20 protein-coding genes and 1 other annotated feature are annotated in these 22604 nt (G+C 44.3%); of the genes, 6 read left to right on the top strand and 14 right to left on the bottom strand.

From position 1 onward, the window contains the following. Positions 1–62: 62 nt before the first annotated feature. The 9 genes from V9W66_RS15330 to V9W66_RS15290 form a co-directional block, all read right to left on the bottom strand. Entirely contained in the window at positions 63–1796 is a 1734-nt protein-coding gene (locus V9W66_RS15330; RefSeq protein ID WP_144094496.1) for a phospho-sugar mutase, read from the bottom strand. A gap of 98 nt (positions 1797–1894) precedes the next feature. Next, positions 1895–2869 (bottom strand): hypothetical protein, encoded by a 975-nt coding sequence (locus tag V9W66_RS15325; RefSeq protein WP_144094498.1) that lies wholly within the window; start codon positions 2867–2869, stop codon positions 1895–1897. 59 nt (positions 2870–2928) lie between these two features. Next, positions 2929–4269 (bottom strand): CCA tRNA nucleotidyltransferase, encoded by a 1341-nt coding sequence (locus V9W66_RS15320; protein ID WP_144094500.1) that lies wholly within the window; start codon positions 4267–4269, stop codon positions 2929–2931. A gap of 429 nt (positions 4270–4698) precedes the next feature. After that, a complete protein-coding gene (gene proS / locus V9W66_RS15315) occupies positions 4699–6138 on the bottom strand; it encodes a proline--tRNA ligase (protein WP_144094502.1) in 1440 nt (479 codons plus the stop codon). 157 nt (positions 6139–6295) lie between these two features. Then, positions 6296–6505, bottom strand: a binding site (T-box leader). A 230-nt stretch (positions 6506–6735) separates the two neighbouring features. Then, positions 6736–7521: an HD domain-containing protein gene (locus V9W66_RS15310; protein WP_144094505.1), complete on the bottom strand. Its 786-nt coding sequence runs from the start codon at positions 7519–7521 to the stop codon at positions 6736–6738. Between the two features lie 212 nt (positions 7522–7733). Then, positions 7734–10382 carry an alpha-L-rhamnosidase gene (locus V9W66_RS15305; RefSeq protein WP_144094507.1) on the bottom strand — a complete coding sequence of 883 codons (2649 nt, stop codon included), beginning with the start codon at positions 10380–10382 and terminating at the stop codon, positions 7734–7736. A 103-nt stretch (positions 10383–10485) separates the two neighbouring features. Next, positions 10486–11484: an AraC family transcriptional regulator gene (locus V9W66_RS15300; RefSeq protein ID WP_144094509.1), complete on the bottom strand. Its 999-nt coding sequence runs from the start codon at positions 11482–11484 to the stop codon at positions 10486–10488. A 104-nt stretch (positions 11485–11588) separates the two neighbouring features. After that, positions 11589–12314, bottom strand: a complete 726-nt coding sequence (gene sigE, locus V9W66_RS15295; RefSeq protein ID WP_015527110.1) for an RNA polymerase sporulation sigma factor SigE — start codon at positions 12312–12314, stop codon at positions 11589–11591. Positions 12315–12330: 16 nt separating this feature from the next. After that, entirely contained in the window at positions 12331–13182 is an 852-nt protein-coding gene (locus V9W66_RS15290) for a sigma-E processing peptidase SpoIIGA (RefSeq protein WP_186290080.1), read from the bottom strand. A gap of 297 nt (positions 13183–13479) precedes the next feature. On the opposite strand from V9W66_RS15290, the gene V9W66_RS15285 reads away from it, so the two are divergent. Beyond that, positions 13480–14346, top strand: coding sequence for a shikimate dehydrogenase (locus V9W66_RS15285; protein ID WP_021652363.1), 867 nt, complete (start codon positions 13480–13482; stop codon positions 14344–14346). A gap of 126 nt (positions 14347–14472) precedes the next feature. On the opposite strand, the gene thrS is transcribed toward V9W66_RS15285, so the two are convergent. The 5 genes from thrS to tnpA form a co-directional block, all read right to left on the bottom strand. Beyond that, on the bottom strand, positions 14473–16434 hold the full coding sequence (gene thrS, locus V9W66_RS15280) for a threonine--tRNA ligase (RefSeq protein WP_144094513.1): 1962 nt from the start codon (positions 16432–16434) through the stop codon (positions 14473–14475). Between the two features lie 422 nt (positions 16435–16856). Continuing rightward, positions 16857–17339, bottom strand: a complete 483-nt coding sequence (locus V9W66_RS15275; protein WP_118609192.1) for a YdcF family protein — start codon at positions 17337–17339, stop codon at positions 16857–16859. Beyond that, complete coding sequence (locus V9W66_RS15270; RefSeq protein WP_021652360.1) at positions 17339–17848, bottom strand: SEC-C metal-binding domain-containing protein; 510 nt, start codon at positions 17846–17848, stop codon at positions 17339–17341. Before V9W66_RS15270 ends, V9W66_RS15275 begins: the two co-directional genes overlap by 1 nt. 285 nt (positions 17849–18133) lie before the next feature. Further along, a complete protein-coding gene (locus V9W66_RS15265) occupies positions 18134–19390 on the bottom strand; it encodes an RNA-guided endonuclease InsQ/TnpB family protein (RefSeq protein WP_243125593.1) in 1257 nt (418 codons plus the stop codon). A gap of 54 nt (positions 19391–19444) precedes the next feature. After that, positions 19445–19855 (bottom strand): IS200/IS605 family transposase, encoded by a 411-nt coding sequence (gene tnpA / locus V9W66_RS15260; RefSeq protein WP_420313831.1) that lies wholly within the window; start codon positions 19853–19855, stop codon positions 19445–19447. A gap of 259 nt (positions 19856–20114) precedes the next feature. Between tnpA and V9W66_RS15255 the strand changes: the two genes are divergently transcribed. The 5 genes from V9W66_RS15255 (at position 20115) to V9W66_RS15235 (ending at position 22473) form a co-directional block, all read left to right on the top strand. Continuing rightward, positions 20115–20552, top strand: a complete 438-nt coding sequence (locus V9W66_RS15255) for a transposase (protein ID WP_243121771.1) — start codon at positions 20115–20117, stop codon at positions 20550–20552. Positions 20553–20724: 172 nt separating this feature from the next. Further along, positions 20725–21078, top strand: coding sequence for a BlaI/MecI/CopY family transcriptional regulator (locus tag V9W66_RS15250; RefSeq protein WP_110102485.1), 354 nt, complete (start codon positions 20725–20727; stop codon positions 21076–21078). 11 nt (positions 21079–21089) lie between these two features. Beyond that, positions 21090–21368, top strand: coding sequence for a hypothetical protein (locus V9W66_RS15245; RefSeq protein ID WP_144094518.1), 279 nt, complete (start codon positions 21090–21092; stop codon positions 21366–21368). A 77-nt stretch (positions 21369–21445) separates the two neighbouring features. Beyond that, complete coding sequence (locus tag V9W66_RS15240) at positions 21446–21856, top strand: hypothetical protein (protein ID WP_144094520.1); 411 nt, start codon at positions 21446–21448, stop codon at positions 21854–21856. 329 nt (positions 21857–22185) lie between these two features. Further along, positions 22186–22473, top strand: coding sequence for a hypothetical protein (locus tag V9W66_RS15235; protein ID WP_144094522.1), 288 nt, complete (start codon positions 22186–22188; stop codon positions 22471–22473). Positions 22474–22604: the final 131 nt, after the last annotated feature.

The following is a 22604-nucleotide window of genomic DNA, read 5'->3' as shown; positions in this document are numbered from 1 at the left end:
ACCGCTTTTGGCTTATAATGTCAAGGTTTTTCGCATATTACAGGCGGAATGTGACCATTTTATCATTTCATGGAATCAACCATTTCAAGAACAGCCTTGCCCATTGCATCGGATTTCTCGTCTGCATCTGCAAGAGATGTTCCCTTAACGCCATAATAGAATTTAACCTTAGGCTCTGTTCCGGACGGTCTTACGCAAACCCATGCATCATCGGTAAGCTCATAGTAGAGAACATTGGAATTCGGAAGTCCTGTCGGCTTCTTCTCACCTGTTGCAAGATCTGTGATCTCATTCAGCTTGTAGTCACGTACAGCAGTCACCTTATGTCCGGCAAACTCAGCAGGCGGATTCTGACGAAGTGTTGTCATGATCTCCTGGATCTTCTGAAGACCCTCGATACCCTTCATGGTAACTGCCTGAATGGCATCCTTATAGTAACCGAACTCCTCATACATATCGATCATTGCATCCCAGAGAGTCTTGCCCTGTGTCTTATAGTAAGCAGCAGCTTCGCAAAGTGCCATGGTAGCAACAATGGCATCCTTGTCTCTTGCATAGGTTCCGATCAGGCAGCCGTAGCTCTCCTCAAATCCGAAAAGATATGTACCTTTGCCACTGTTCTCAAATCCGAGGATCTGCTGTCCGATGTATTTGAATCCGGTAAGTACTTCGATAAGATTCACGTTGTATCCCTTGGCAATGGCATCTGCCAGGTTTGTTGTAACGATAGTCTTTACAAGAGCTCCGTCCTCCGGAAGGCTTCCGTTTACAGCCTTTCTCTGGCTCAGCTCATAGTTTGCAAGAAGGCATCCGGACATGTTACCGGTAAGATCATGATACTCTCCGTTTTTATCCTTTACGCGGACGCCAAGACGGTCTGCATCCGGGTCTGTGGCAAGTACGATGTCTGCATCCACTTCCTTCGCAAGCTTCAGGCCAAGCTCAAATGCCTCTGCTGCCTCCGGGTTCGGATAGCTGACTGTCGGGAAATCCCCGTTCGGAAGCTCCTGCTCCGGTACTACATATACATTCTCAAATCCAAGCTCTTTAAGGATCCTTCTGGCCGGGATATTGCCGGTTCCGTGAAGAGGTGTGTAAACGATCTTCAGGTTCCTGCCCTCTGCCCGGATCGCATCCATATGGATGATCTGTTTCTTAAGCTCTGCCATGTAAGCATCATCGACAGCCTGTCCGATCACTTCGAAAAGTCCTGCCTTTACTGCGTCTTCCCTGTCCATGGTCTTTACGGTATTCCAGTCGGAGATTGCCTTTACCTCGCCCATGATACCGGAATCATGAGGTGGTGTGATCTGCGCGCCGTCCTCCCAGTAAACCTTGTATCCGTTGTATTCCGGAGGATTGTGGCTGGCTGTTACGTTGATACCTGCCACACAGCCCAGATGACGTACTGCAAAGGAAAGCTCCGGTGTCGGACGAAGTGTCTCAAAGATATAAGCCTTGATCCCGTTTGCTGCCAGGCAAAGTGCTGCTTCCTGGGCAAACTCCGGTGACATATGACGGGAATCATATGCGATAGCAACTCCCTGGGATTTCTTGTCAACCTTGGCAATATAGTTGGCAAGCCCCTGGGTTGCTCTTCTTACCACATAAATATTCATACGGTTGGTACCTGCGCCGATGATACCACGCAGGCCTGCCGTACCAAACTCAAGATCCATATAAAAACGCTCTTTGATCTCATTTTCGTCGTCTTTGATCGCTTTCAGTTCTTCTTTTGTCGTCTCATCGAAGTATGGGTTTTCAAGCCACTGATTATAGATTTCTTTATAATCCATGTTCCAAAATACCTCCCTGTTTCTTTATATAAGATACTTAATATTATATAACAATTTTCAGAAAAAGGGAAGTTTTGTTTTTGTCACATTCAGAATTATTACTGCCTGAAGCACTGTTTTGAAAATTCCTCCCACTGTTTTTTCTGATGGATCAGGGTTCTCAGCTTTTCCACATTTTTTCCGGAGATCACAGCCTTGTTATGTGTATAATAATGATTTGCCAGTTTCCAGTATTTTTCCGGATAACAGAACCGGACTCTCAGGTTCTGCCACTCAGACTCCGAGAGCGGCCGTACGGAATCATATGCAGAAAGCATCTTCTGCGCGAGGTGCAGATCCCAGCTGTATTTCTCCAGGATTTTCCGCATAAAGCGGTACAGATCTGCCATCTGCACATCAAAGCTCCAGTGACTGAAATTCGTCACCGCTGTATTTTTCCCAAGTATCAGCACATTATGCTGATTATATTCGCCATGACAGATACTGCCGCTTTGAAGAGACTGCTGACGCAGATTTTTATAATCCGTGGTTTCCAGCATAGCTGCCGCTTCTTCTCCTTTTTGCAAAAACCATTCCACGCTTTTCAGATAATCTTTCTCAAAAGAATTGACCGCTCCTTTTTTTCGGATAAAACGGCGTATTTTTTTCATTTCCTGATTATGCCGGATATATTCTTCCTGCAGATTTCTTCCCGCATAATCCATTTCCACAGGAAGCTGCATGATCTTGTGGATCTGTGCCAGAGTCCGGATGCTTTTTAAAATATCGTTTTCGGATCTCGTGTCACATTCCCGTCCCTCAAACCAGATCTGTGCAGTATATGGAACAGAATCTTTGTCCCTGCTTACCAGTACGCCTTCCCTGTTTTTGAGATAGGCGTCCACAAGACAGTTCTGTTCTTTCATTTTTTCAAGAAGCTGCTGCTGCATGGAAAGCTTTTTTTCCGAACCATGAAATTCCCGGAGTATCACCGGACCTTTTTCTGTCCGGCACAGAAGTGCCCCCCGCACCCTGCCTGAGAATGAAGCCGTAAGCCCATACTGCTCCAGCACGCTCAACCCATAATCATACAAAAAAGTTCCCCCCTGCCTTATTTTACGTTCTATCTTATGCAGGGGGGATTTTTGTTATTCTATTCGGTTTTTATGCTGTCTTTTTCTGCTGTTTCAAGAAGTTTTTCTTTTGTATTAAGGGTTGGATCTTTCAGCACACAGTCAAGAAGTCTTTCGAGCAGTGCTCCCAGTGCCGGTCCGGCCGGATGTCCTGCCTTTATAAGATCCTTTCCGGAAACTGCCAGGGTTTTCAGAGATGTACATTCACCTCTTTCAAGGATCCCCTGATAAGCTTCCGTCACACCGCTTAACCGTGCCAGCTTCTCCTCCCTCCTGTAAGTACTCTGGGATAAAAGATCTGCCTTCTGTACTTTCAGATAAAGCGGAAAAAGCTCTTCTCCGATAAGATTCACAGCTCTCCGCACATCCTCGGCGTCCGGTGTGGGACGAAGATCATGATACCGGATCAGCCGACAGGTATTTCGGATCGTTACATTGTCAAATTTCAAGCGGCGCAGGATCTTCCCTGCCAGCTTTTCGCCTGCCGGTCCGTGAGTCTTAAAGTGATCTCTTCCATTCTCATCTGTCTTTTTTACAACCGGCTTGGCAATGTCATGAAGAAGCATGGTGATACGAAGAAGCCTGTCATTCTCGATCTCCGTAAGGCTTTTCAGGATGTGCTCGCCTACGCTGCAGCAGTGATGGGGGGTATTCTGCGCTGTTTCCATACAGGCATCAAATTCCGGAAGGAATTCCCGGGTAAGGCCTGTCTCCCAGGCTGTCCGGAGGTAATCCGGATGATCGGATACCAGAAGCTTTACAAGTTCTGTCTGGATACGCTCTGCACTGACATGCTCCAGGTTCCCCGACATCCGCGACAGTGCCGCTTTCGTATTCTCCTCCACAGTAAAACCAAGCTGTGCGGAAAAACGCACTGCACGGAGCATCCGAAGAGCATCCTCTGTAAAACGTTCCACCGGATCCCCGACACAACGGATGATCTTCCTATTGATATCCTCCATTCCGCCAAACAGATCCACCAGTCCATTCCCCGGATGGTAAGCCATGGCGTTAATGGTAAAATCTCTTCGTTTCAGATCTTCCTCAAGACTCCTGGTAAAGGTCACGGCATCCGGGTGACGGCCATCATGATATTCTCCGTCCACACGGTAGGTTGTCACCTCAAAGCCCTCTTTGCCCATCATTACAGTTACTGTTCCATGCTGGATCCCCGTATCTACAGTTCTGTGAAAAAGCTCCTTCACCTGCTCCGGAAGTGCGGAGGTAGTGATATCCCAGTCCCCAGGCACCCGGTCCAGGATGGAATCCCGGACACAGCCGCCAACAACATATGCCTCATAGCCGGCTTCATTGAGAATATGCAGGATCTGTTCTGCTTTTTGTGGTATGTTAATCGTCATAATAACTCCTCTTGATGATCGCTGCTGTCCGGTAAAGCGGACATTCGCAATCCGCTTCGCTACTTGCTCATGAACGCAGTCGCTTCGCGATCTGCGTTCAAAACACGTTTACATTTCGCTGTATTATCTCCATGTCAGCAGCCGAATAATATTCTGATATGTTTTCCTTAACGCTATTATAACATAGATTCATAAAAACAGCGGAGCATATTTTGCCCCGCTGCTGTTTCTGCAATATGGTTCCTGTTCACTCCGTTCTCAGTAACACGCTTCGCGATGCACAGAATTTATGCTGATCGCATAAATTCGCGCGGTATGTCTCGGGTTTTCTGTGACCTTCGCTCACACAAAACACCTCGCGGGACATTACCAGTGAACAGTAACGCAATATGATCATCCCACTTTTTTGAAGTGGCCTGCTGTATTTTTTTAGTATGCACGTCCCCAGTAAACCATTTTCTTAGCCGGTTTTCCGCAGCATACGCAAACATCGCTTAACTGCTCCTGCTCAAACGGCATACATCTGGATGTTGCCTGGAAATCTTCCTTGATCTTGTCTTCACATGCACGATCACCGCACCACATAGCTTTGATGAATCCCGGTTTGCTGTTGATGATCTCACCGAACTCCTCATAATTCTTTGCTACGTAAGTATGTGTCTCTCTGTGTGCACGTGCGCGCTCCAGCATATCATGCTGAATGGTATCCAGAAGCTCTTTTACCTTATCTGCAAGTTCCTCGAAGGATACTGTGTATTTCTCACGGGTATCTCTTCTGCAGAGAACTGCCTGACCGTTCTCGATATCCTTCGGTCCACATTCCACACGAAGCGGGATACCACGCATCTCCTGCTCAGCAAACTTGAATCCCGGGCTCTTGTCTGTCGCGTCAACCTTTGCACGGATACCTGCTGCCTTCAGTGCTGCAAGAAGCTCGTCAGCCTTCTCCATAACCCCTTCTTTACACTGCTGGATCGGGATGATCACAGTCTGTACCGGAGCGATCCTCGGAGGAAGAACAAGTCCGCTGTTATCACCGTGAACCATGATGATCGCACCGATCATACGGGTTGTCATTCCCCAGGATGTCTGGTGAACATATTTCAGTGTATTATCTTTATCTGTGTACTGGATTCCGAATGCTTTGGCAAAGCCATCTCCAAAGTTATGGCTTGTACCGGACTGGAGAGCCTTGCCGTCGTGCATCAGAGATTCGATGGTATAAGTAGCCTCAGCACCTGCAAATTTCTCCTTGTCTGTCTTCTGGCCTTTGATGACCGGAATCGCAAGAACTTCCTCGCAGAAGTCTGCATAGATGTTCAGCATCTGGATGGTACGCTGCTCCGCTTCCTCAGCTGTTGCATGAGCAGTATGTCCCTCCTGCCACAGGAACTCTCTGGAACGAAGGAAGGGCCGTGTTGTCTTCTCCCAACGGACAACGGAACACCACTGATTATATACCTTTGGAAGATCTCTGTGGGACTGGATCTCTTTCTGGTAGAAATCGCAGAACAGAGTCTCAGAAGTCGGACGCACGCAAAGTCTCTCCTGCAGCGGATCAAGGCCGCCATGAGTCACCCATGCAACCTCCGGAGCAAAACCTTCTACATGATCTTTCTCTTTATCAAGAAGAGACTCCGGGATAAAGATCGGCATGTAAACGTTCTCTACACCGGTTTCTTTAAATCTGCGGTCAAGCTCATGCTGGATATTCTCCCAGATCGCATAACCTGCAGGTTTGATCGCCATACAGCCCTTAACACTTGTATAGCCACAGAGCTCAGCCTTCTTAACAACGTCTGTATACCACTGAGCAAAATCCTCATCCATAGATGTGATGGCCTGTACTAATTTCTTTTCTTTTGCCATGATAAATCTCCTTTTTCTTGTGATCTGTTACATATTGCCGGCTGTCAGGCAGCCACAGCAATCCGGAATCCTTCCAGCTTACTCTTCTGTCCTATAAACCGTACACTGTATTTACAATCCTGTTTTACGGACAAAAAATAAGCCATCCAAATCCCTCACAAGGGACCGAATGACTTCGGCGGTACCACCCCAGTTAACAGCCTGAAAAGCTGTTCTCTCAACACCCGTTAACGCCGGAAACACACGCCACGCTTCAATCACGCAGAGCTCCGAGGCCGGTTCCACAGTTCACGCACAGGATCCTTCCACCAAAGCAGATCCCTCTCTGAGATAATTCCCTGTGTACTATTCTCATCATCGCCGTATCTTTGATATATTTTAGGCGAAAACCACCTCAAAGTCAACCCCAAACAAAAAAATATAACAAGTCTCCCTGCTATGAGTTACTGTTCACTCCGTTTTCAGTAACACGCTTCGCGATGCACAGAATTTATGCTAATCGCATAAATTCGCGCGGTATGTCTCGGGTTTTCTGTGACCTCCGCTCACAAAAAACACCTCGCGGAACATTGCCAGTGAACAGTAACTGCTATGCTCCTATTCCTTCACAGACACAGCCGGCATCTCCAGATGCCTGTTCAGATCTTCTGTGAGAATATGGAGCTTAGTTCTGGTATCCTGTTCCTGATAAGTCAGCCGCCCTGCGATCCTGGTGATATAATCCTCTTCTTCGATGATCTCACAGGTCTCAGGAAAATTAATATCATAATACTGTGCAAGATAAGATACCCAGTAATCCACCGGCACATGTCTGTCTGCGGATAACACGGATTCTCTTCTGAGACAGGACTCCCACACTGCCGGTGAGATCAGCCCTTCTCCTGCAGCTTTCTCAGAGACTCCCAGCATGGCTTCAACAGACGCCTCCAGCTTTACTCTGCAGTTATCCAGCTTGTCTGCATCCCGGATCAGTTTTGCATGGAAAAGTGTTCTTGCATCGTGGATTCCTTCCAGTTTGAAATCACTGTGCTTCCGAATTGCTGCATCGATCAGCTCATCAAATTTATCATCCTCCACGAAGCGCCGGATCAGTTTCTCCTCCCCGAAGAGAAGTTCTGCACCGAACACGGCATGATCCATGGTTCCCGGCTCAAAGCTGTGAAATCTACGGATCTGCTCAAAACGGCCAATATCATGAAGCAGACCGATCAGCTCCGCAAGTTCCACATCTTCACCGGAACATTCCATTTTTCTGGCGATCTCTCCTGCGTATTTCACCACGCCATAGGTATGTACGATCTTCAGACAGATCTGTTCATCCTCCCGGTCGTATTCATCCAGATATTTTTCGAATTCCTGTTTTGCATGTGCAATGTCGATCATTCTGCCACACCCCTTCTTCTTTTGTTCATTCTGTAGCTCTGTAAACACTCTGTATTTATTATACCGAAGGTCTCTGACAAATTCTACTGTATTTCCCGGAATTTCAAATCTCCTCTCTGCTGCCTACTCTGGTCAAAAAAGGCAGCTGCCCACAGCCTATCTTCCGGATAGGCCTGGCAGCCGCCTTTTCAAAAAAATCCCCTTCTTTTTTCTTATCTCACAAAATGGATCTCATAGTCTCCGGATCCGGCCTCAGCCTTCATAAAGCCGTCTGCGGCTGTGAAGTTAAGTCCGTCTGCGGCTTTCACTTCCTTCGCAGCATCCAGGCAGATAGTAGCTGTTGTATTTACAGGTATGGAAACATGAAGAACTGTTTCTTCCGTTTTTTCTTCCCAGAAGCTTCTTACCGGTCCATATACAGAACGATACTCAGCCTTTACATAGTCCAGATTTCCACCCATTCTCGGATAAATTACGGAATGTTTGTATCCAGGTTCCTTTTCATCCACCTCAAGGCCTGCCATCACACGAACCAGCCACTCTCCGATAGAACCGTAAGCGTAATGGTTGAAGGAGTTCATATCTGCACTCCACATGGTTCCGTCCGGCTTCAGGCCATCCCAGTGCTCCCAGACTGTAGTTGCGCCCATTTTTACCTGATACAGCCATGATGGGAAATCATCTTTCAGAAGCAAGTCGTACGCTTCTTTTACATGTCCGTTCTGGCTTAATGCGTGGCAGAAATACGGAGTTCCCACAAATCCGGTTACAAGATGATCGTTCTCTTTTTTCAGAAGTCTCAGAAGACCCTGAACGGTTTTCTCTTTATATTTTTCCGGTACCAGTTCGAAGTACAGTGCCACGATATGTGCGGTCTGCGTCTGTGCTGTCATCTCACCGTTTTCATCAAAGAAGGTTCTCTGGAATTTATCTACAACTTTATTGTAAAGATCTGTATACTCTTTCACATCCTCAGTGCATCCCAGGACTTCTGCTGCTTTTACAAACAGACCTGTGGAATATGCAAAGTATGCAGTACAGGTCAGCTCATTCGGTGTTGCACCGAAATAGCTGCCTTCCTCAGCATCCAGAGCTACCCAGTCCCCGAACTGCAGCTTGTAGTTCCAGATATAATCTACAGAATATTCTCTCATAAAGTTGATCCAGTTCTTCATGCTGTTGTACTGGATCTTCAGAATCTCTTTGTCACCAAACGTCAGATACATGGTCCATGGATTGATCACAGCTACATCTGCCCAGGCTGCTGCCGAATGACTTCCCTGCTCAAGGAGCCAGTTATCCCCTTCGTTTCCGGAAATGATATCCGGAACAACATGGGCAACACCGCCCTCCTCTGTCTGGTCTGCCTCCACATCACGGAGCCATTTTCGGTAGAAGGAATAGGTATTTTCAAGGAAGCATGCCGTACGGCAGAAGATTTCTGCATCACCGGTCCATCCAAGACGCTCATCTCTCTGCGGGCAGTCTGTGGGAACATCCACAAAGTTGCTCTTCAGTCCCCAGAGAATATTATGTGCCAGCTGATTCAGATCCGGATTCGATGTCTCAAGGAATCCTGTACGCTCCATCTTGGTATGGATGGCATTTGCTGTGAAATTGTCAAGGGATGGCTCACCTGGAAAGGAAACGATCTTCGCATAGCGGAATCCCATAAATGTGAATGACGGACGGTATGTGATGGTTCCGTCTTCCCCGAATATATACTGAAGAGATTCCTTTGCTCCTCTCAGGTTATCCAGATATACATTTCCTTTGGAATCCAGCACCTCAAAGCAGTCCAGACGGATCACATCACCTTTTTTACCTGCTGCAGTAACCTGAATAAGAGCACTCATATTCTGGCCGAAATCAATCACCAGATCTCCCTGTGGTGTCTCAAAAATATTTTTTGGTTTTACTTCCTCCATAAGGGAAACCTTTCCGCTTCCCTGTCCGGTAAGAACAGAAAAATCGTAATCCAGCTTACGGACCGGCTTCCACTGTCCGGCTGTACATCCGGCCTCTGCCCATCCTTTGATCTCTTTTGCTCCGTCGTAGATCTCACCATCGTAGATCTCCGCAAACACAACCGGTGCATCTGCACCGCTCCAGTTCTCATCTGTCACAAAAAGATCTTCGGTCCCATCCACATAACGAATCACCATCTGCGCCAGAAGTGCAGTATTCTCTCCATAATGATTTCTGCTCTTTTCAAGGCCTTCAAATCCCATTTTACCTTTATACCAGCCTGCTGCCAGCACAGCACCTGCCGCATTTTTGCCTTCTTTCAGGTAATCCGTTACTTCGTAAGTCTGGAAGCAAAGATGTTTACGGTAGGATGTCCATCCTGGTGTCAGTTCATCATTTCCTACTTTTCTGCCATTGAGATAGAAATGATACAGTCCCAGTGCAGTTACGGATACATAGGCTTCTTTTACCGGTTTTTTCACTGTAAATTCATTTCTTACATAGGTACCCTTGGAATTATCCTTATCTGCCTCTTCCTCCGCGGATACAAACACCGCTTTCCACTGACTGTTATCCAGAATTCCTGTGACAAACGCTGTCTCTGCCCATTCTGTTTCTTCTCCGTTGGCGGTTACTTTTACACGGACAAAATATTTCTTCTGGGATTCCAGTTTCACATTCTCAGGAATGATCTGCGCAGATGCATCACTGTTCACTCTTCCGCTTTTACATACTTTTTTCTCAAAAGCCTTATCCTCGGCAATTTCCAGTTCCCAGGTATCCTGGCGCACATTTCTCTTATCACTTTCTAATGTCCAGCTGAACTCCGGAATATGTGTGATTCCAATCTGTTCTTTCTCATAATCCATACGGATCTCATTGATTTTTAACATAGGTTCTACCCCCGATTTTCCATGATATTGTCAGTTCTTACAGAGATGGTAACAAAAAAAGCGTCATCCTTCAATAACGCTTTTTCATCAAAATATTAACCATTTATAAGGTGTTTCGATGTTCTTTCCGATACTGCGCCGGCGTACACCCCTCTGCCTCACGGAATTTCCGGTAAAAGAAATTCATATTGTTGTAACCACACAGTGGAATCAGCTCTGAAAGCGGCAGTTCCGTTGTTTCCAGAAGCATCCTTGCTTTTTTCAAGCGCTGTTCCTGAACATGTTCCACAAAGCTTCTTCCTGTTTTTTCTTTCAGAAGAGCTGTGAGATAATTGCCATGCATTCCAAATGCCCTTCCCATTTCCGGAAGTGTGCATGTCTCGTAATTTTTTTCGATATAGGAAAGAAGCTCCAGGATCTGTACCTCCTTTGCAACAGATGCCTGTTTCTTTGTCTCGTCCCGCCAGTTCCTGAGAAGCTCTGTAAACAGAATGATCACATAGCTTTCCATCACCTCTTCCATACCGATATCCCGGGCATAATACTCAGATATGATCTGCTCCATGATCTCACCCACCCGGTTGTTCCCATGGGTTTTAAAATACAGATAATGCTTTTTCTTCCTGCTTCTGGTCACTGATTCCGCAAGGAACTCCGAAACTATTCCCTGACGCGGCATTCGGCTCAGAAACGCAGTGTCAAAGAATTCCCGGCTCATAAGGATATTTACCAGAATATCGTTTTCACCGCCCGCCTCAATCGCATGCACTGCCTGGGTATCAAAAATACAGACATCGCCCTCGCTGGTAACGATCTTCTTCCCTTCTATGGTCTGACTGCAGCTTCCTGACCAGAGATAACAAAGCTCTATATAATCATGCTGGTGGGGCAGGACTTTCACATAGCGGTCCTGCCTGCTTACCACGATTTTTTCTCCCGGTGCCATAAACAGGCTTCCCTCAAAAAGATAAGTTCCCTGGCCGGCCTTTGCAAAACGGCAGGTATCCTGCCTTTGCAGTTCCTCCAGGGAAATCCCTTCCAAAATCTCTTTTTCTCTTGGTGTTACCTTTCTCAGATAACGGTCAAGCTCTTCTCTGTCCATCGTATTTCTTCAAGCTCCTCGTTTACCGGAAAATGACTGTTTCCGCTCTTTTTTTCAATATAACACGTTGTCCCTGTCCGGTAAACCGTTTTTTCCGGTTTCATCTATTCATACTTTACGATTTCTTTCCGCAGCCGCTTCATGATCCGCTTTTCCAGGCGGGAAATGTAGGATTGCGAAATTCCTAAAAGATCCGCTACCTCCTTCTGTGTTTTCTCGCTTCCTTCCCGGTTTCCGATACCGAATCGCAGACGGATGATCATCTGTTCCCGCTTTGTCAGTTTGCTGATGGCTTTTCCAAGAAGTGCGATCTCCACCTCATCTTCCAGACGTCTGGAGATCACATCGTCATCCGTTCCCAGGATATCCGAAAGCAGCAGCTCATTTCCATCCCAGTCCACATTCAGCGGCTCATCAATGGAAACCTCCATCTTTGTTTTGCTGTTTCTCCTCAGATACATCAGGATCTCGTTTTCGATACATCGTGATGCATAGGTGGCAAGCTTGATATTTTTTACCGGATCAAAGGTATTGATAGCCTTTATGAGCCCTATGGTTCCGATGGAGATCAGATCCTCCACACCTACCCCTGTATTATCAAATTTCTTTGCAATATAAACCACCAGCCGTAGATTGTGCTCGATCAGAACCGACTTGCCCTCTTTTTCCTTTTCTGTTCCCAGCATTTCGATCACTTCAGCCTCCCGTTCCGCTGACAACGGCGCCGGAAGGATATCATTTCCACCAATATAAAAAACCTCTCCCGGACGATTGAACATAAATTTCCGGATCACCTGAAACGGATAGGATCTTGCAGCTGCTCTGTTCATAACATAAGCCCCCTTCTCAATTTAATAGTCTGGAATTCAAAAGTATCTCGTACTCTTCTCCCAAAGCTGAGGGCTCGGATGTTATGGCAAGCACCGGTTTTCCTACATGTACCACCCTTTCGGGAGTCTGGATCAGAAGTTCATCAAGGATCACTGCCAGCAGCAGTCCTTTTTTTCCATCTGCGGTATGACAGCTCAGAAAATGCGGCTGCAGGCTGACAGATCCTGTATTTTCCAGCTCCTCTGGTTTATCTTTTATATCCATCAGTTTTTTCACCTGCTCTTTCGATATCAGGCTTCCCAAAAGTTCCTGTTTGATGATCGATACCGGCTGTTTTTTCACAGGATCCATAAGAAGATTTCCGGTATCATAAAAGCCGTATGTCTGCTGCAGCTTCCCCTGATATTTCAAAGTGACCGGAAAAATATTTCTTCTTCCAAACCGGAAGGTCTCGGTCACACATCCCAGAGTATAAAGTGTGCCATAAATCCCTGCCAGAAAAAGCAGAAATATTTTCACCGTCATGGTTCTTTCCGTTTCCAGTGCCTGATAGATCCCGCCAACCACAAAAGCTGTGAAATACAGAGCCAGAATGGTTTTTACAAGAAGGCCGCCTTTTTTCAGTCGAAAAGCAAACGACGCCATAAAAAAAGCGCAGCCGCCATGGATCAGTACAGTGGCAGGAAAAATGATCTTAAAAGGTACACATACAAGCAGGCAGGATACAAAAGATCCAAAGGCAGCGGATATCACACATCTTCTGCGTTTCCCGTCAAGATGCAGAAATTTTCCCACAAGTCTTAAAAGCATGTAATCCATAAGAAAATTCGTCATAAAAACGATATCTATGTACATCCTCTGATACATAAGCCTCCCCCACTGCTGTTTCGTCTGCCATCGATTCTCAGCTTTGGTAAGTGTATTTATTATAGGGCAGGCTCTTTGCATATTTTGTCAAATCCGGATGTCGATTCTCCTAACTTATCGGGTCGTTTCTGTCTGTATCGACATTTATAGATTTTTTCTATGAATCGGCGACAAAAATGTATAAATTTCCGTACATTATTTGTATTTGTTGACTTTCGCGCTTTATAGTGCTAAAATATTTTTTATTATATTTCGTAAAGAAATTTTATTTTATGAGATACAGGAGGGAATCGAACAATGATCAATATTACCGGACATACCGGGCTTACCGGCCTTCTGGGAAGCCCCGTCGCACACAGCGTATCACCTTTAATGCACAATGAGGCATTCCGTTATCTCGGACTTGATTATGTGTATCTCTGTTTTGATGTAACAGAGGAGACCCTTCCCCAGGCTGTGGAAGGACTGAAAGCCTGTGGGATCAAGGGCTTTAACCTGACCATGCCAAACAAGAATAAGATCGTGGAGCTTCTGGACGAGCTTTCTCCCACTGCCCAGCTGATCGGAGCGGTAAATACCGTACGCAACGACAATGGAAAATTAAAGGGGTTTAATACTGATGGTTATGGATTTACCCAGTCTGCCAGAGATGCCGGCTGTGATGTAAAGGGGCGCACCATCACCGTTATGGGCGTCGGCGGTGCCGGAATGGCGATCTGCGGTCAGTCCGCACTGGAGGGTGCAAAAAAGATCCATGTTTTTGCACGTCCTACCAGCCGTTACTGGGAACGTGCTGCTGCCATGGCAGAAAAAATGTCTCATATGACAGAATGTGAGATGATCCTTCATGAGATGGATGATCACACTGCGCTGAAGGACGCACTGGAGGAAAGCAATCTCCTCATCAATGCAACTTCTGTGGGAATGGTTCCGGATGTGACAGGCACCGTAATCCCGGACAAGGCTCTGTTCCATCCGGAACTTACCGTAGCCGATGTTGTATATGAACCAAGAGAAACAAGACTTCTCAGAGAAGCCCGGGAAGCCGGATGTCCGACCTTTAACGGAATGTACATGCTGCTCCACCAGGGTGTAAAGGCTTTCCACATCTGGACCGGACTGGACATGCCGGTTGAGCTCGTGAGGGAGAAATATTTTAAATAAAAAATATCCGACAATACTGACCGCCTCCGCATCACAGCGTGGCCTCAATATTGCCGGATCAAAAATAAAGGCGGCCCGCCTATCACACGGGTCGCCTTTTATTTATCCGTCAATCATCTGTTTTGTTTATTTCTTCTCTTCCTGAACCTCGATCTTACGGATCGTCTTGTTCTTGATCTCTTCTTTGATGAAGTCAATGAACTCACCAAGCTCTTTCATTCCCTCATCGCCAAGATAGCGGCTTCTTACGGAAACCTTACCCTCTTCTTCCTCTTTTGCACCAACGATAAGCATGTAAGGTACTCTCTCAAGACGTGCCTCACGGATCTTATATCCCATCTTCTCGGAACGTCCGTCCACAGAGCAGCGGATTCCTGCTTCTCTCATCTGAGCTTCAACCTTCTGTGCATAATCGTTGTACTTCTCGGAGATCGTGATCACACGAACCTGCTCCGGGCAGAGCCATGTCGGGAACATTCCTGCGTATTTCTCAATGAGCCATGCCAGTGTTCTCTCATAGCATCCCATGGATGTACGGTGGATGATGTACGGACGCTGTTTGTCGCCATTCTCATCGATATAGTACATATCAAACTGCTCTGCAAGAAGTGCATCCCACTGGATCGTGATCATGGTGTCTTCTTTTCCGTATACGTTCTTTGCGTTGATATCAACCTTCGGTCCGTAGAAAGCAGCCTCGCCCACATCCTCTGTGAATGGAATGTTCAGCTCCTCAAGCATCTGGCGGATATGGCCTTCTGTCTCTTCCCATACCTCCGGCTCACCGATGTATTTCTCTTTGTTTGTCGGATCCCATTTGGAAAGATGATAGGTTACATCTTCCTCAACACCAAGTACCTGCAGACAGTACTGGGCAAGTGCGATACAGTCTTTGAACTCTTTTACCATCTGGTCCGGTCTTACGATCAGATGTCCCTCGGAAATAGTAAACTGACGAACTCGTGTCAGGCCATGCATCTCTCCGGAATCCTCATTACGGAACAGTGTGGAGGTCTCGCCGAGACGGATCGGCAGATCACGGTAGCTGTGCTGCTCTGCTTTGTATACATAGTACTGGAACGGACATGTCATCGGACGAAGTGCATAAACCTCTTTGTCCTTCTCCTCATCACCAAGTACGAACATACCATCTTTGTAATGATCCCAGTGTCCGGAGATCTTGTAAAGATCGCTCTTTGCCATAAGAGGAGTTTTTGTTCTTACATATCCACGCTTTGTCTCCTCATCCTCGATCCAGCGCTGAAGCTCCTGCATCATGATCACACCGTTTGGCATGATAAGCGGAAGTCCCTGTCCGATCACATCTACAGTTGTGAAGATCTTCATCTCACGGCCAAGCTTGTTATGATCACGTCTCTTTGCTTCTTCCATCTGCTCCAGATGCTCTTTCAGCTCATCCTTTGTAGCATAGGCTGTTCCGTAGATACGTGTAAGCATTGCGTTCTTCTCACTGCCTCTCCAGTATGCGCTGGAAGAAGAAAGAAGCTTGAATGCCTTGATGCCTTTTACACTCATCAGGTGCGGGCCTGCACAGAGGTCTGTCCAGTCTCCCTGTGAATAGAAGGAAATCTCTTCTCCCTCCGGAAGATCCTCGATCAGCTCAACCTTGTATGGCTCATTTTTCTCTTTAAAGTATGCGATGGCATCCTCACGGGATTTTGTAAAACGCTCGATCTTTGCGCCTTTTTTGATGATCTTTTTCATCTCTTTCTCAATGGCGTCAAGATCCTCACGTGAAAATGCCTCGTGGTCGAAATCATAGTAGAAGCCTGTATCAATGGAGGGTCCGATGGCAACCTTTGCCTCCGGGTATAAGTTCTGTACAGCCTGTGCCATTACGTGAGATGCTGTATGACGGAGAACTGCAAGGCCTTTCTCGTCTTTCGCTGTAAGAATATTCAGCTCACAGTCGCTGTCAAGAACTGTACGAAGATCTACGACCTCTCCGTTTACTTCTCCTGCACATGCAGCACGTGCAAGGCCTTCGCTGATGTCATATGCGATATCGATCACAGCTTTTGCTTCTGCATATTCTTTTTTTGAGCCGTCTTTTAATGTAATAATCATTGTTGTTTCTCCTTTCATTTTAAATGAAGTTTTTATGGTACACAGTATGTATCTGCTTTTGCAAGAGATTCTGCAATAAAAAAAGTCCCTCACAGTACATCACATACTGTAAGGGACGAGTTCATTCATTCTCGCGGTTCCACCCTGCTTGCTCTGCTGCCCGGTCATGCCAGGATACAAAGCCTCTCAATTATGATGATAACGGAATCACCGGACCGGATTGGGGCCACTCGGAGGTAGTCTTCGACTGTTTCCCGATAAGATGTTTCCAGCACTTCACATCTCTCTCTGTAACGTTTCACAGCTTACTCGTCTCGTCAACGTGTTTTTTATTTCTTTTTCTGTGATTCATTATAAGCGCAGTATTTTTATTTGTCAACGCATGTTGACAAAATTTTTGAGATTTCTCTTCTCGCACAGATCTACAGATTTCCCATGAGTTTGTCTTTGATAATGGCCAGAATCTCACGGGGAATGTAAATAAAAAGACGCCAGCTTCGATACCTGGAAGGTACCATGGCCACTTCCCGGAATCCACATTTTCTTGCAATGGCTGCTCCTCTCCATACATGAAAATTGTTCGTCACCACGCCTACGGAACAGTCTGTGGTTCCGATCCTTCTGCGGCTGAATTCCAAATTCTCTTTCGTACTGGTAGATTCCTCTTCCCGTATCAGTCTGTCCCCGTCTATTCCGTGACCGGTAAGATAACGATACATGGCCTCTGCCTCGGAAATGTTTTCTCCATCGCCTTTTCCTCCGGAGAGCACTGCCTTCGTACCCGGATTTTCTTCAAGATAAAGAAGGGCCCTTCTGGCTCGTTCCAGAAGGGCAAGTGTCATCCGTGTTCCGTCCACATGGGCACCTAACACGATAATGTAATCCAGATTCTTCTTTACGCTCATTATCTTCCGCAGCAGTGTTTGTATTTCTTGCCGCTTCCGCATGGGCACGGATCGTTTCTTCCGACCTTGTGCGGTTTCACAACTGTGCCGGATTTCTTCTGCTCCATGTAGAGGGTTTTCTTTTTCTCTTCTGTAAAGATCTTGTCCCACTGAGGAAGGTTGTAAAGCCAGTCAGCCTTGGCATCTACCATGTTCTTATAGAGTGCCTCTTTATCAAATGCAAGGTTTACCTTGGTATCTTCATCCATAGTCTCGATCGGGTTCGGAACCTTCAGACTGTCATTGATTCCGTCAAGGAAACCAACCATAGTCATAACGTCCTGACCGTATTTCTCAGCAAGCTCTTTTACAGTTCCGGAAACGATCTCATCCGGGTTCTCAAGAAGCTGCTCATAAATATTCTTCTCAATGTTAAAATAATTTGCCCAGAAGCGCTGAAGCTTATTCTTATCTGCATTCTGATTATAAGCAATGGAACGCCACTGCTCAAGAATTGTCATATCGCTCATTGTCTGATCCTCTTTTCCAAAATTTTAGATAAATAAGACGGAGATTTATATTCCGCTTCGCAATTTCTGTTTATTATATCATCTTTTGGCGAAGAAATCAAATACATCTGTTTCATATCCGAGTTATTTTATCACACTGAGTTACTGTTCAGAGGCAATGTCATTTACTTAGGAAAATTTTTTAGTGAACTACTCGGCAACTTAGTTACCAGAGCATCTGAAATCTGGCGGGATACCGCCTTTTTTCAGGGTGCGTCCATGACACCAATACTGCTTGCCTTTCGGCTATACAGCTACTTTTATTATTTCTGGATTTTTTAGTCCGGTTACGGACAGTGTCTTCTCTTTTCCGGACGCGGAAAGATATTTCCGCAGGATATTAAATGCGCCTACTGCATCTGCATTGTAGCTTACTCTGTCACTTATATACATGCCCCGTTCTTTTCGGTTTGATGCTTCTGCATATCTTTTTGATACTTCCGGTGATAACGGACTGCACTGGCTGGTATAGCTTTCCTCCTGTTTTATCAATCGGATCCCATACAGTTTCAGCTTATATTCCAGCATGATATACAGCCTGTTATATGGCAGTCCGTGAAACTTCTGGTTGGTCTTGTGTCCCATATCTTTTTCTTTACGGATATTTCGGATGTCCCCCACAACCACACAGCGGATATCTTCTTTTCTGCAGTATTCTGCAATCCATCTGGTTACTTTGTGAAGGTAATCCTTCACTGCATTCTGCTTTTTCCTGCAAAGTCTCCGGGTATGTTTCGATGATTTTGGATATTTTATTCCTCTTTCCGATTGCTGCGTATACCATACAGACTGCACCCTGGCGATTTCTTTATGAAAATATCTTTCCAGAGAAAGATATTTCCTTCCCAGGATAAAAGTCCTTCCATTTCCGGAATCATAACAGGTCATCAGATTGTGAAGGCCAGGATCAATAGATAAGTAATGTCCATTCTGAGAAAGCTGCTCTGGTTCTTCAATCTCATAGATAACGATAAGGTCACTTTTTCCATTTTCCGGCGGATAGATCCGCAGCTGTTTTACATGATCCATGTTCCTGAAAATCTTATTTTCAAGATATAGAAATCTTTCATGGATCCCATAGGTTCCTTCCATATAGCTTTTCAGATCCTTTGGCAGAGACAGCCGCAGCTGGTCTGAACCTTTCTCATGCCGGATCCCCATCTGCATGTATGTGACCGGTATATTATCCTGTTTAAAACGGGGCGGATTTGGATTTTTGATCCCTCCGGTCTTTTTCAGGACATAGAAAGATCTCCATGCTTTGTCCAGCTGCTTGCAGGTTTCCTGTGCGGTCTGTGACGGAAGCTGTCTGTACCACAGATCTCCTTTATGCGCTTTTTTCTGATAATACCAGTCAGGATACTTTTCCAGTCCCAGCTCTTTATAATGATGACGTTCATAGTTGCAGACATTCCAGAGTTTGGAAGCTGCATAACACATATGCCCTATGATATTAGAATATTCCGGCCGGATCTTTACAGATGTTCTGTGTGACAGCAGCATTCCTCTTCCCCCTTTGGACAGCTATGCAGATAGAGATCTACACTCCACCTTGGTTTAATACGACTTGCTCTGATGCTCAATATAACGGCGGATATTTTCCTCCGATACAGATCCGATCGTTTCCACATAATAGGAATGGTTCCACAGCTCTCCCTTCCATAGCTGGTCTCTTATTTCCGGAAAACGTTCGAACAGTTTTCTGCCGGTGATCCCCTTCAGATACTTGACGATCGCTGTTATGGACAATTTGGGTGGAGCTGATACAAAACAGTGGACATGATCACCTTCACCACATTCAAATAAATGAACAGTAAAACCTTTATCTTCAGCAATCTGCTGCACCAATTCCTTTAGGTATTCTTCAATTTCTGGGGTTAATATCTTCCGCCGATATTTCACCAACCACACCATATGGTAATTAATATTGCACACACAAGTCCTGTAATGTATTAGATTTTCTTTCATACATATAGTATAACATATCGGGTAAAAATGTGCAATAAAAATCGAACATATTTTCGAATGATTATATGCCGGTTACGGCATTAATATCAAGGGATTGGGAGATTATTATATTATTTCAATGTGCAGATATGCACAATCCTGCGCTTTCATCTCGGTAATTGAATTGCCGAGGATTCCCGCTTATTGTCCTAAAGCCAAAAAGAATTTGAAACACCCGGAACTTTTGGAGAATTACCGTTATGTCTGTAAAGATGTTCCAATGGATTTTATTTCAGAAACATCCACAGAATATCTGCTATCCTTACGGATTGTCCGAATTGAGATTGCGCCAGGCATTTATGAAAATCTGATTACAAATCTTCCTGATACTGAATTTGATATGGATGATCTCAAGGAACTCTATCATCTCCGATGGTCACAGGAAAATGCATATCGTGACTTAAAATATCCGTTATGCCTGAAAGCATTCCATAGTAAAAAATATACATATATCGTTCAGGAAGTGTTTGCCAGAACAATCATGCATAAATGGGAAGTAAAAAATAAATTTTTGCTTACCTTTGTTAAGATTACCCATAAACAGATGTTTTCCAATATTTTTGTTGCATTAAGAAAAATAACTGCTATAAAGAACTGCTTTTTGTCAAACAAGCCGCTTCAGTTTTCAGATAAATCCTTAAATATAGTAAGCCTATGACGCTTGTCGAATATATTTCTATTATTTGCCTCTTAAGTAAATGACATTGCCCCTGAACAGTAACTTTTGAATTGGAGCAGGCATTTGATTTGAAACAGATTGGATTGACAATTCGAGACTATTATAATAGTATGAATACATAAACTATTGCAATAGTCTAAGAGGAGTAATTATGAATACGAAATTATATGATTCAGAACTTAAAGTTATGGAGGTTTTATGGAAGGAGGGAGATGATTCAGCTAAACATATTTCGGAAATTTTAAACGCAGAGATTGGCTGGAATAAAAATACTACTTATACGGTTATTAAAAAATGTGTTGCAAAAGGAGCTATTGAACGTTATGGAAGCAACTATATGTGCAAACCATTGATTTCCAAAGAGAATGTTGAAGAATTTGAAACAAAGGAACTCATTGATAAACTGTTTCACGGATCAAAAATAAATTTTTTTGCTTCCTTTGTGAGTCATGAAAAATTATCAGAGGAGGAACGTAGGCAGATAAAGAAAATGCTGGAGAAATGAGGTGCTGGACTATGATACGTCAGATGCTGATTATTTCAAGTATGTTTATTGGTCTGGTTTTGATGGCACATGCATGTCTGAAGAATCGTATTCCCGGACGTATTTATGTGATACTCTGGGAAATTGCATTGCTTCGCCTGATTCTGTCGTTAAAGTTGCCAATTCTGCCATTTTTTCAATCACATAGCTACTTTTCAGCAAGTACAGTTTCGTTAACAACAGGAAATATTGAGAAAATTTTTTATAATATGGGGAATAGAATTCAGTATTTCACTTATTACAGTCCTTAGCAGTTATTATAAAGAACGAATGATATAAGAAGTGGAGGGATACATTTATGAAGACTAACAAATAGTTATGTAGATGTATGATTGCTGCTGTATGTTTATTTTCTATATGTACAACTGCTTTTGCAAATAATAATAACGTTAAAGTAGCATCAAAGCTGGATGCAAAAGATGTAAAAAATAGAATTGTAACAACTGTAACAATTCAAGATGTTAAAAGTGGCTTCGTCTCTTCATATAATGTTGAAGATGAAAACATTAAGTGTTCTCCTAGTGCTGATGGAAAGGAAATTATAGCCATTATATCTGTAGGCGATGAAAAAGCCGGTGATAAAAGAGCACCGTCTCAAGCAAATAGCAATACATTCTATGGATGGAAAGGAAATGCCCGAATTTCTTGGTACGATGATGGAACTTGGGCTTACCTTAAAACTGCAGGAGGTGATTGGACAAAAATATCAGGAAATTACAATATGACAGAAAAAAAATAGTTTGGGGTCAAGATCTTGGTACTAATAGCAAATCGAGTAGTGCAACCTTTATTAATAACTATAATACAACAACTCATTGGCCAAAAGGAAAGTATGGATATGGATTAGGACATAAAGTTGGTGCTTATATCAGTGGGACTGTGAATGGAAAAAATGTTAGTGTATCCTGCAATTATGTTTTTTAATAAGAAACAGAAAATTTAAAAACAACAAAATTATTGATACGTACAACTGAAAATTATAATACATACAATAATGGGAAAAGGTATCAAGTGGCAAAATAAAATTATTTATTCTTATATGTGTACATATAGCACGGAGGTGGTTTTATGAAGTATATTCAGGATAATGGAAAAATTAAATTATGTGAAACTGATAATATGGATCATCTCGTGCGGTTAACACAAGCGTTGAATGAAAATAATATTCCTTATGAAACCAGGTTGAAAAAAGCAACATTTATCAATAATCTTTTTTTCTTGATTTTTTATCATACTTTTGCATCGGGAATTGATCATAAGAATGAAACAACATGTATTTATGTACTAGAAAAGGATTTTGATGCTGCCAAAAAAGCAATAGTAAACTGCAGAGAGACTGTGCGAAAAAGTCAGTAAATAAGATTCTTCTATGATAGTGAAGGGTGAAAAGTTCTTTCACAGAGCTTTTTACCCTTGCTTTATATAGTGCAAATCGGTAGTGTCAAGAGCAGGCGGATTTTCCGCCTGTCTTAACTGTTTCAGAGTTA

It is taken from the genome of Blautia massiliensis (ex Durand et al. 2017) (assembly GCF_051861785.1).
In the GTDB taxonomy this organism is placed as follows: domain Bacteria; phylum Bacillota; class Clostridia; order Lachnospirales; family Lachnospiraceae; genus Blautia_A; species Blautia_A luti_A.
This window is presented reverse-complemented; position numbering and strand designations above follow the sequence as displayed.

Bases quoted from the DNA above. Each gene is read 5' to 3' on its own strand.
- V9W66_RS15330 (WP_144094496.1), bottom strand. From the start codon at position 1,796: ATGGATTATAAAGAAATCTATAATCAGTGGCTTGAAAACCCATACTTC.
- V9W66_RS15320 (WP_144094500.1), bottom strand. From the start codon at position 4,269: ATGACGATTAACATACCACAAAAAGCAGAACAGATCCTGCATATTCTC.
- proS (WP_144094502.1), bottom strand. From the start codon at position 6,138: ATGGCAAAAGAAAAGAAATTAGTACAGGCCATCACATCTATGGATGAG.
- V9W66_RS15310 (WP_144094505.1), bottom strand. From the start codon at position 7,521: ATGATCGACATTGCACATGCAAAACAGGAATTCGAAAAATATCTGGAT.
- V9W66_RS15305 (WP_144094507.1), bottom strand. From the start codon at position 10,382: ATGTTAAAAATCAATGAGATCCGTATGGATTATGAGAAAGAACAGATT.
- V9W66_RS15300 (WP_144094509.1), bottom strand. From the start codon at position 11,484: ATGGACAGAGAAGAGCTTGACCGTTATCTGAGAAAGGTAACACCAAGA.
- sigE (WP_015527110.1), bottom strand. From the start codon at position 12,314: ATGAACAGAGCAGCTGCAAGATCCTATCCGTTTCAGGTGATCCGGAAA.
- V9W66_RS15290 (WP_186290080.1), bottom strand. From the start codon at position 13,182: ATGTATCAGAGGATGTACATAGATATCGTTTTTATGACGAATTTTCTT.
- V9W66_RS15285 (WP_021652363.1), top strand. From the start codon at position 13,480: ATGATCAATATTACCGGACATACCGGGCTTACCGGCCTTCTGGGAAGC.
- thrS (WP_144094513.1), bottom strand. From the start codon at position 16,434: ATGATTATTACATTAAAAGACGGCTCAAAAAAAGAATATGCAGAAGCA.
- V9W66_RS15275 (WP_118609192.1), bottom strand. From the start codon at position 17,339: ATGAGCGTAAAGAAGAATCTGGATTACATTATCGTGTTAGGTGCCCAT.
- V9W66_RS15270 (WP_021652360.1), bottom strand. From the start codon at position 17,848: ATGAGCGATATGACAATTCTTGAGCAGTGGCGTTCCATTGCTTATAAT.
- V9W66_RS15265 (WP_243125593.1), bottom strand. From the start codon at position 19,390: ATGCTGCTGTCACACAGAACATCTGTAAAGATCCGGCCGGAATATTCT.
- tnpA (WP_420313831.1), bottom strand. From the start codon at position 19,855: ATGAAAGAAAATCTAATACATTACAGGACTTGTGTGTGCAATATTAAT.
- V9W66_RS15255 (WP_243121771.1), top strand. From the start codon at position 20,115: ATGGATTTTATTTCAGAAACATCCACAGAATATCTGCTATCCTTACGG.
- V9W66_RS15250 (WP_110102485.1), top strand. From the start codon at position 20,725: ATGAATACGAAATTATATGATTCAGAACTTAAAGTTATGGAGGTTTTA.
- V9W66_RS15245 (WP_144094518.1), top strand. From the start codon at position 21,090: ATGATACGTCAGATGCTGATTATTTCAAGTATGTTTATTGGTCTGGTT.
- V9W66_RS15240 (WP_144094520.1), top strand. From the start codon at position 21,446: ATGATTGCTGCTGTATGTTTATTTTCTATATGTACAACTGCTTTTGCA.
- V9W66_RS15235 (WP_144094522.1), top strand. From the start codon at position 22,186: ATGAAGTATATTCAGGATAATGGAAAAATTAAATTATGTGAAACTGAT.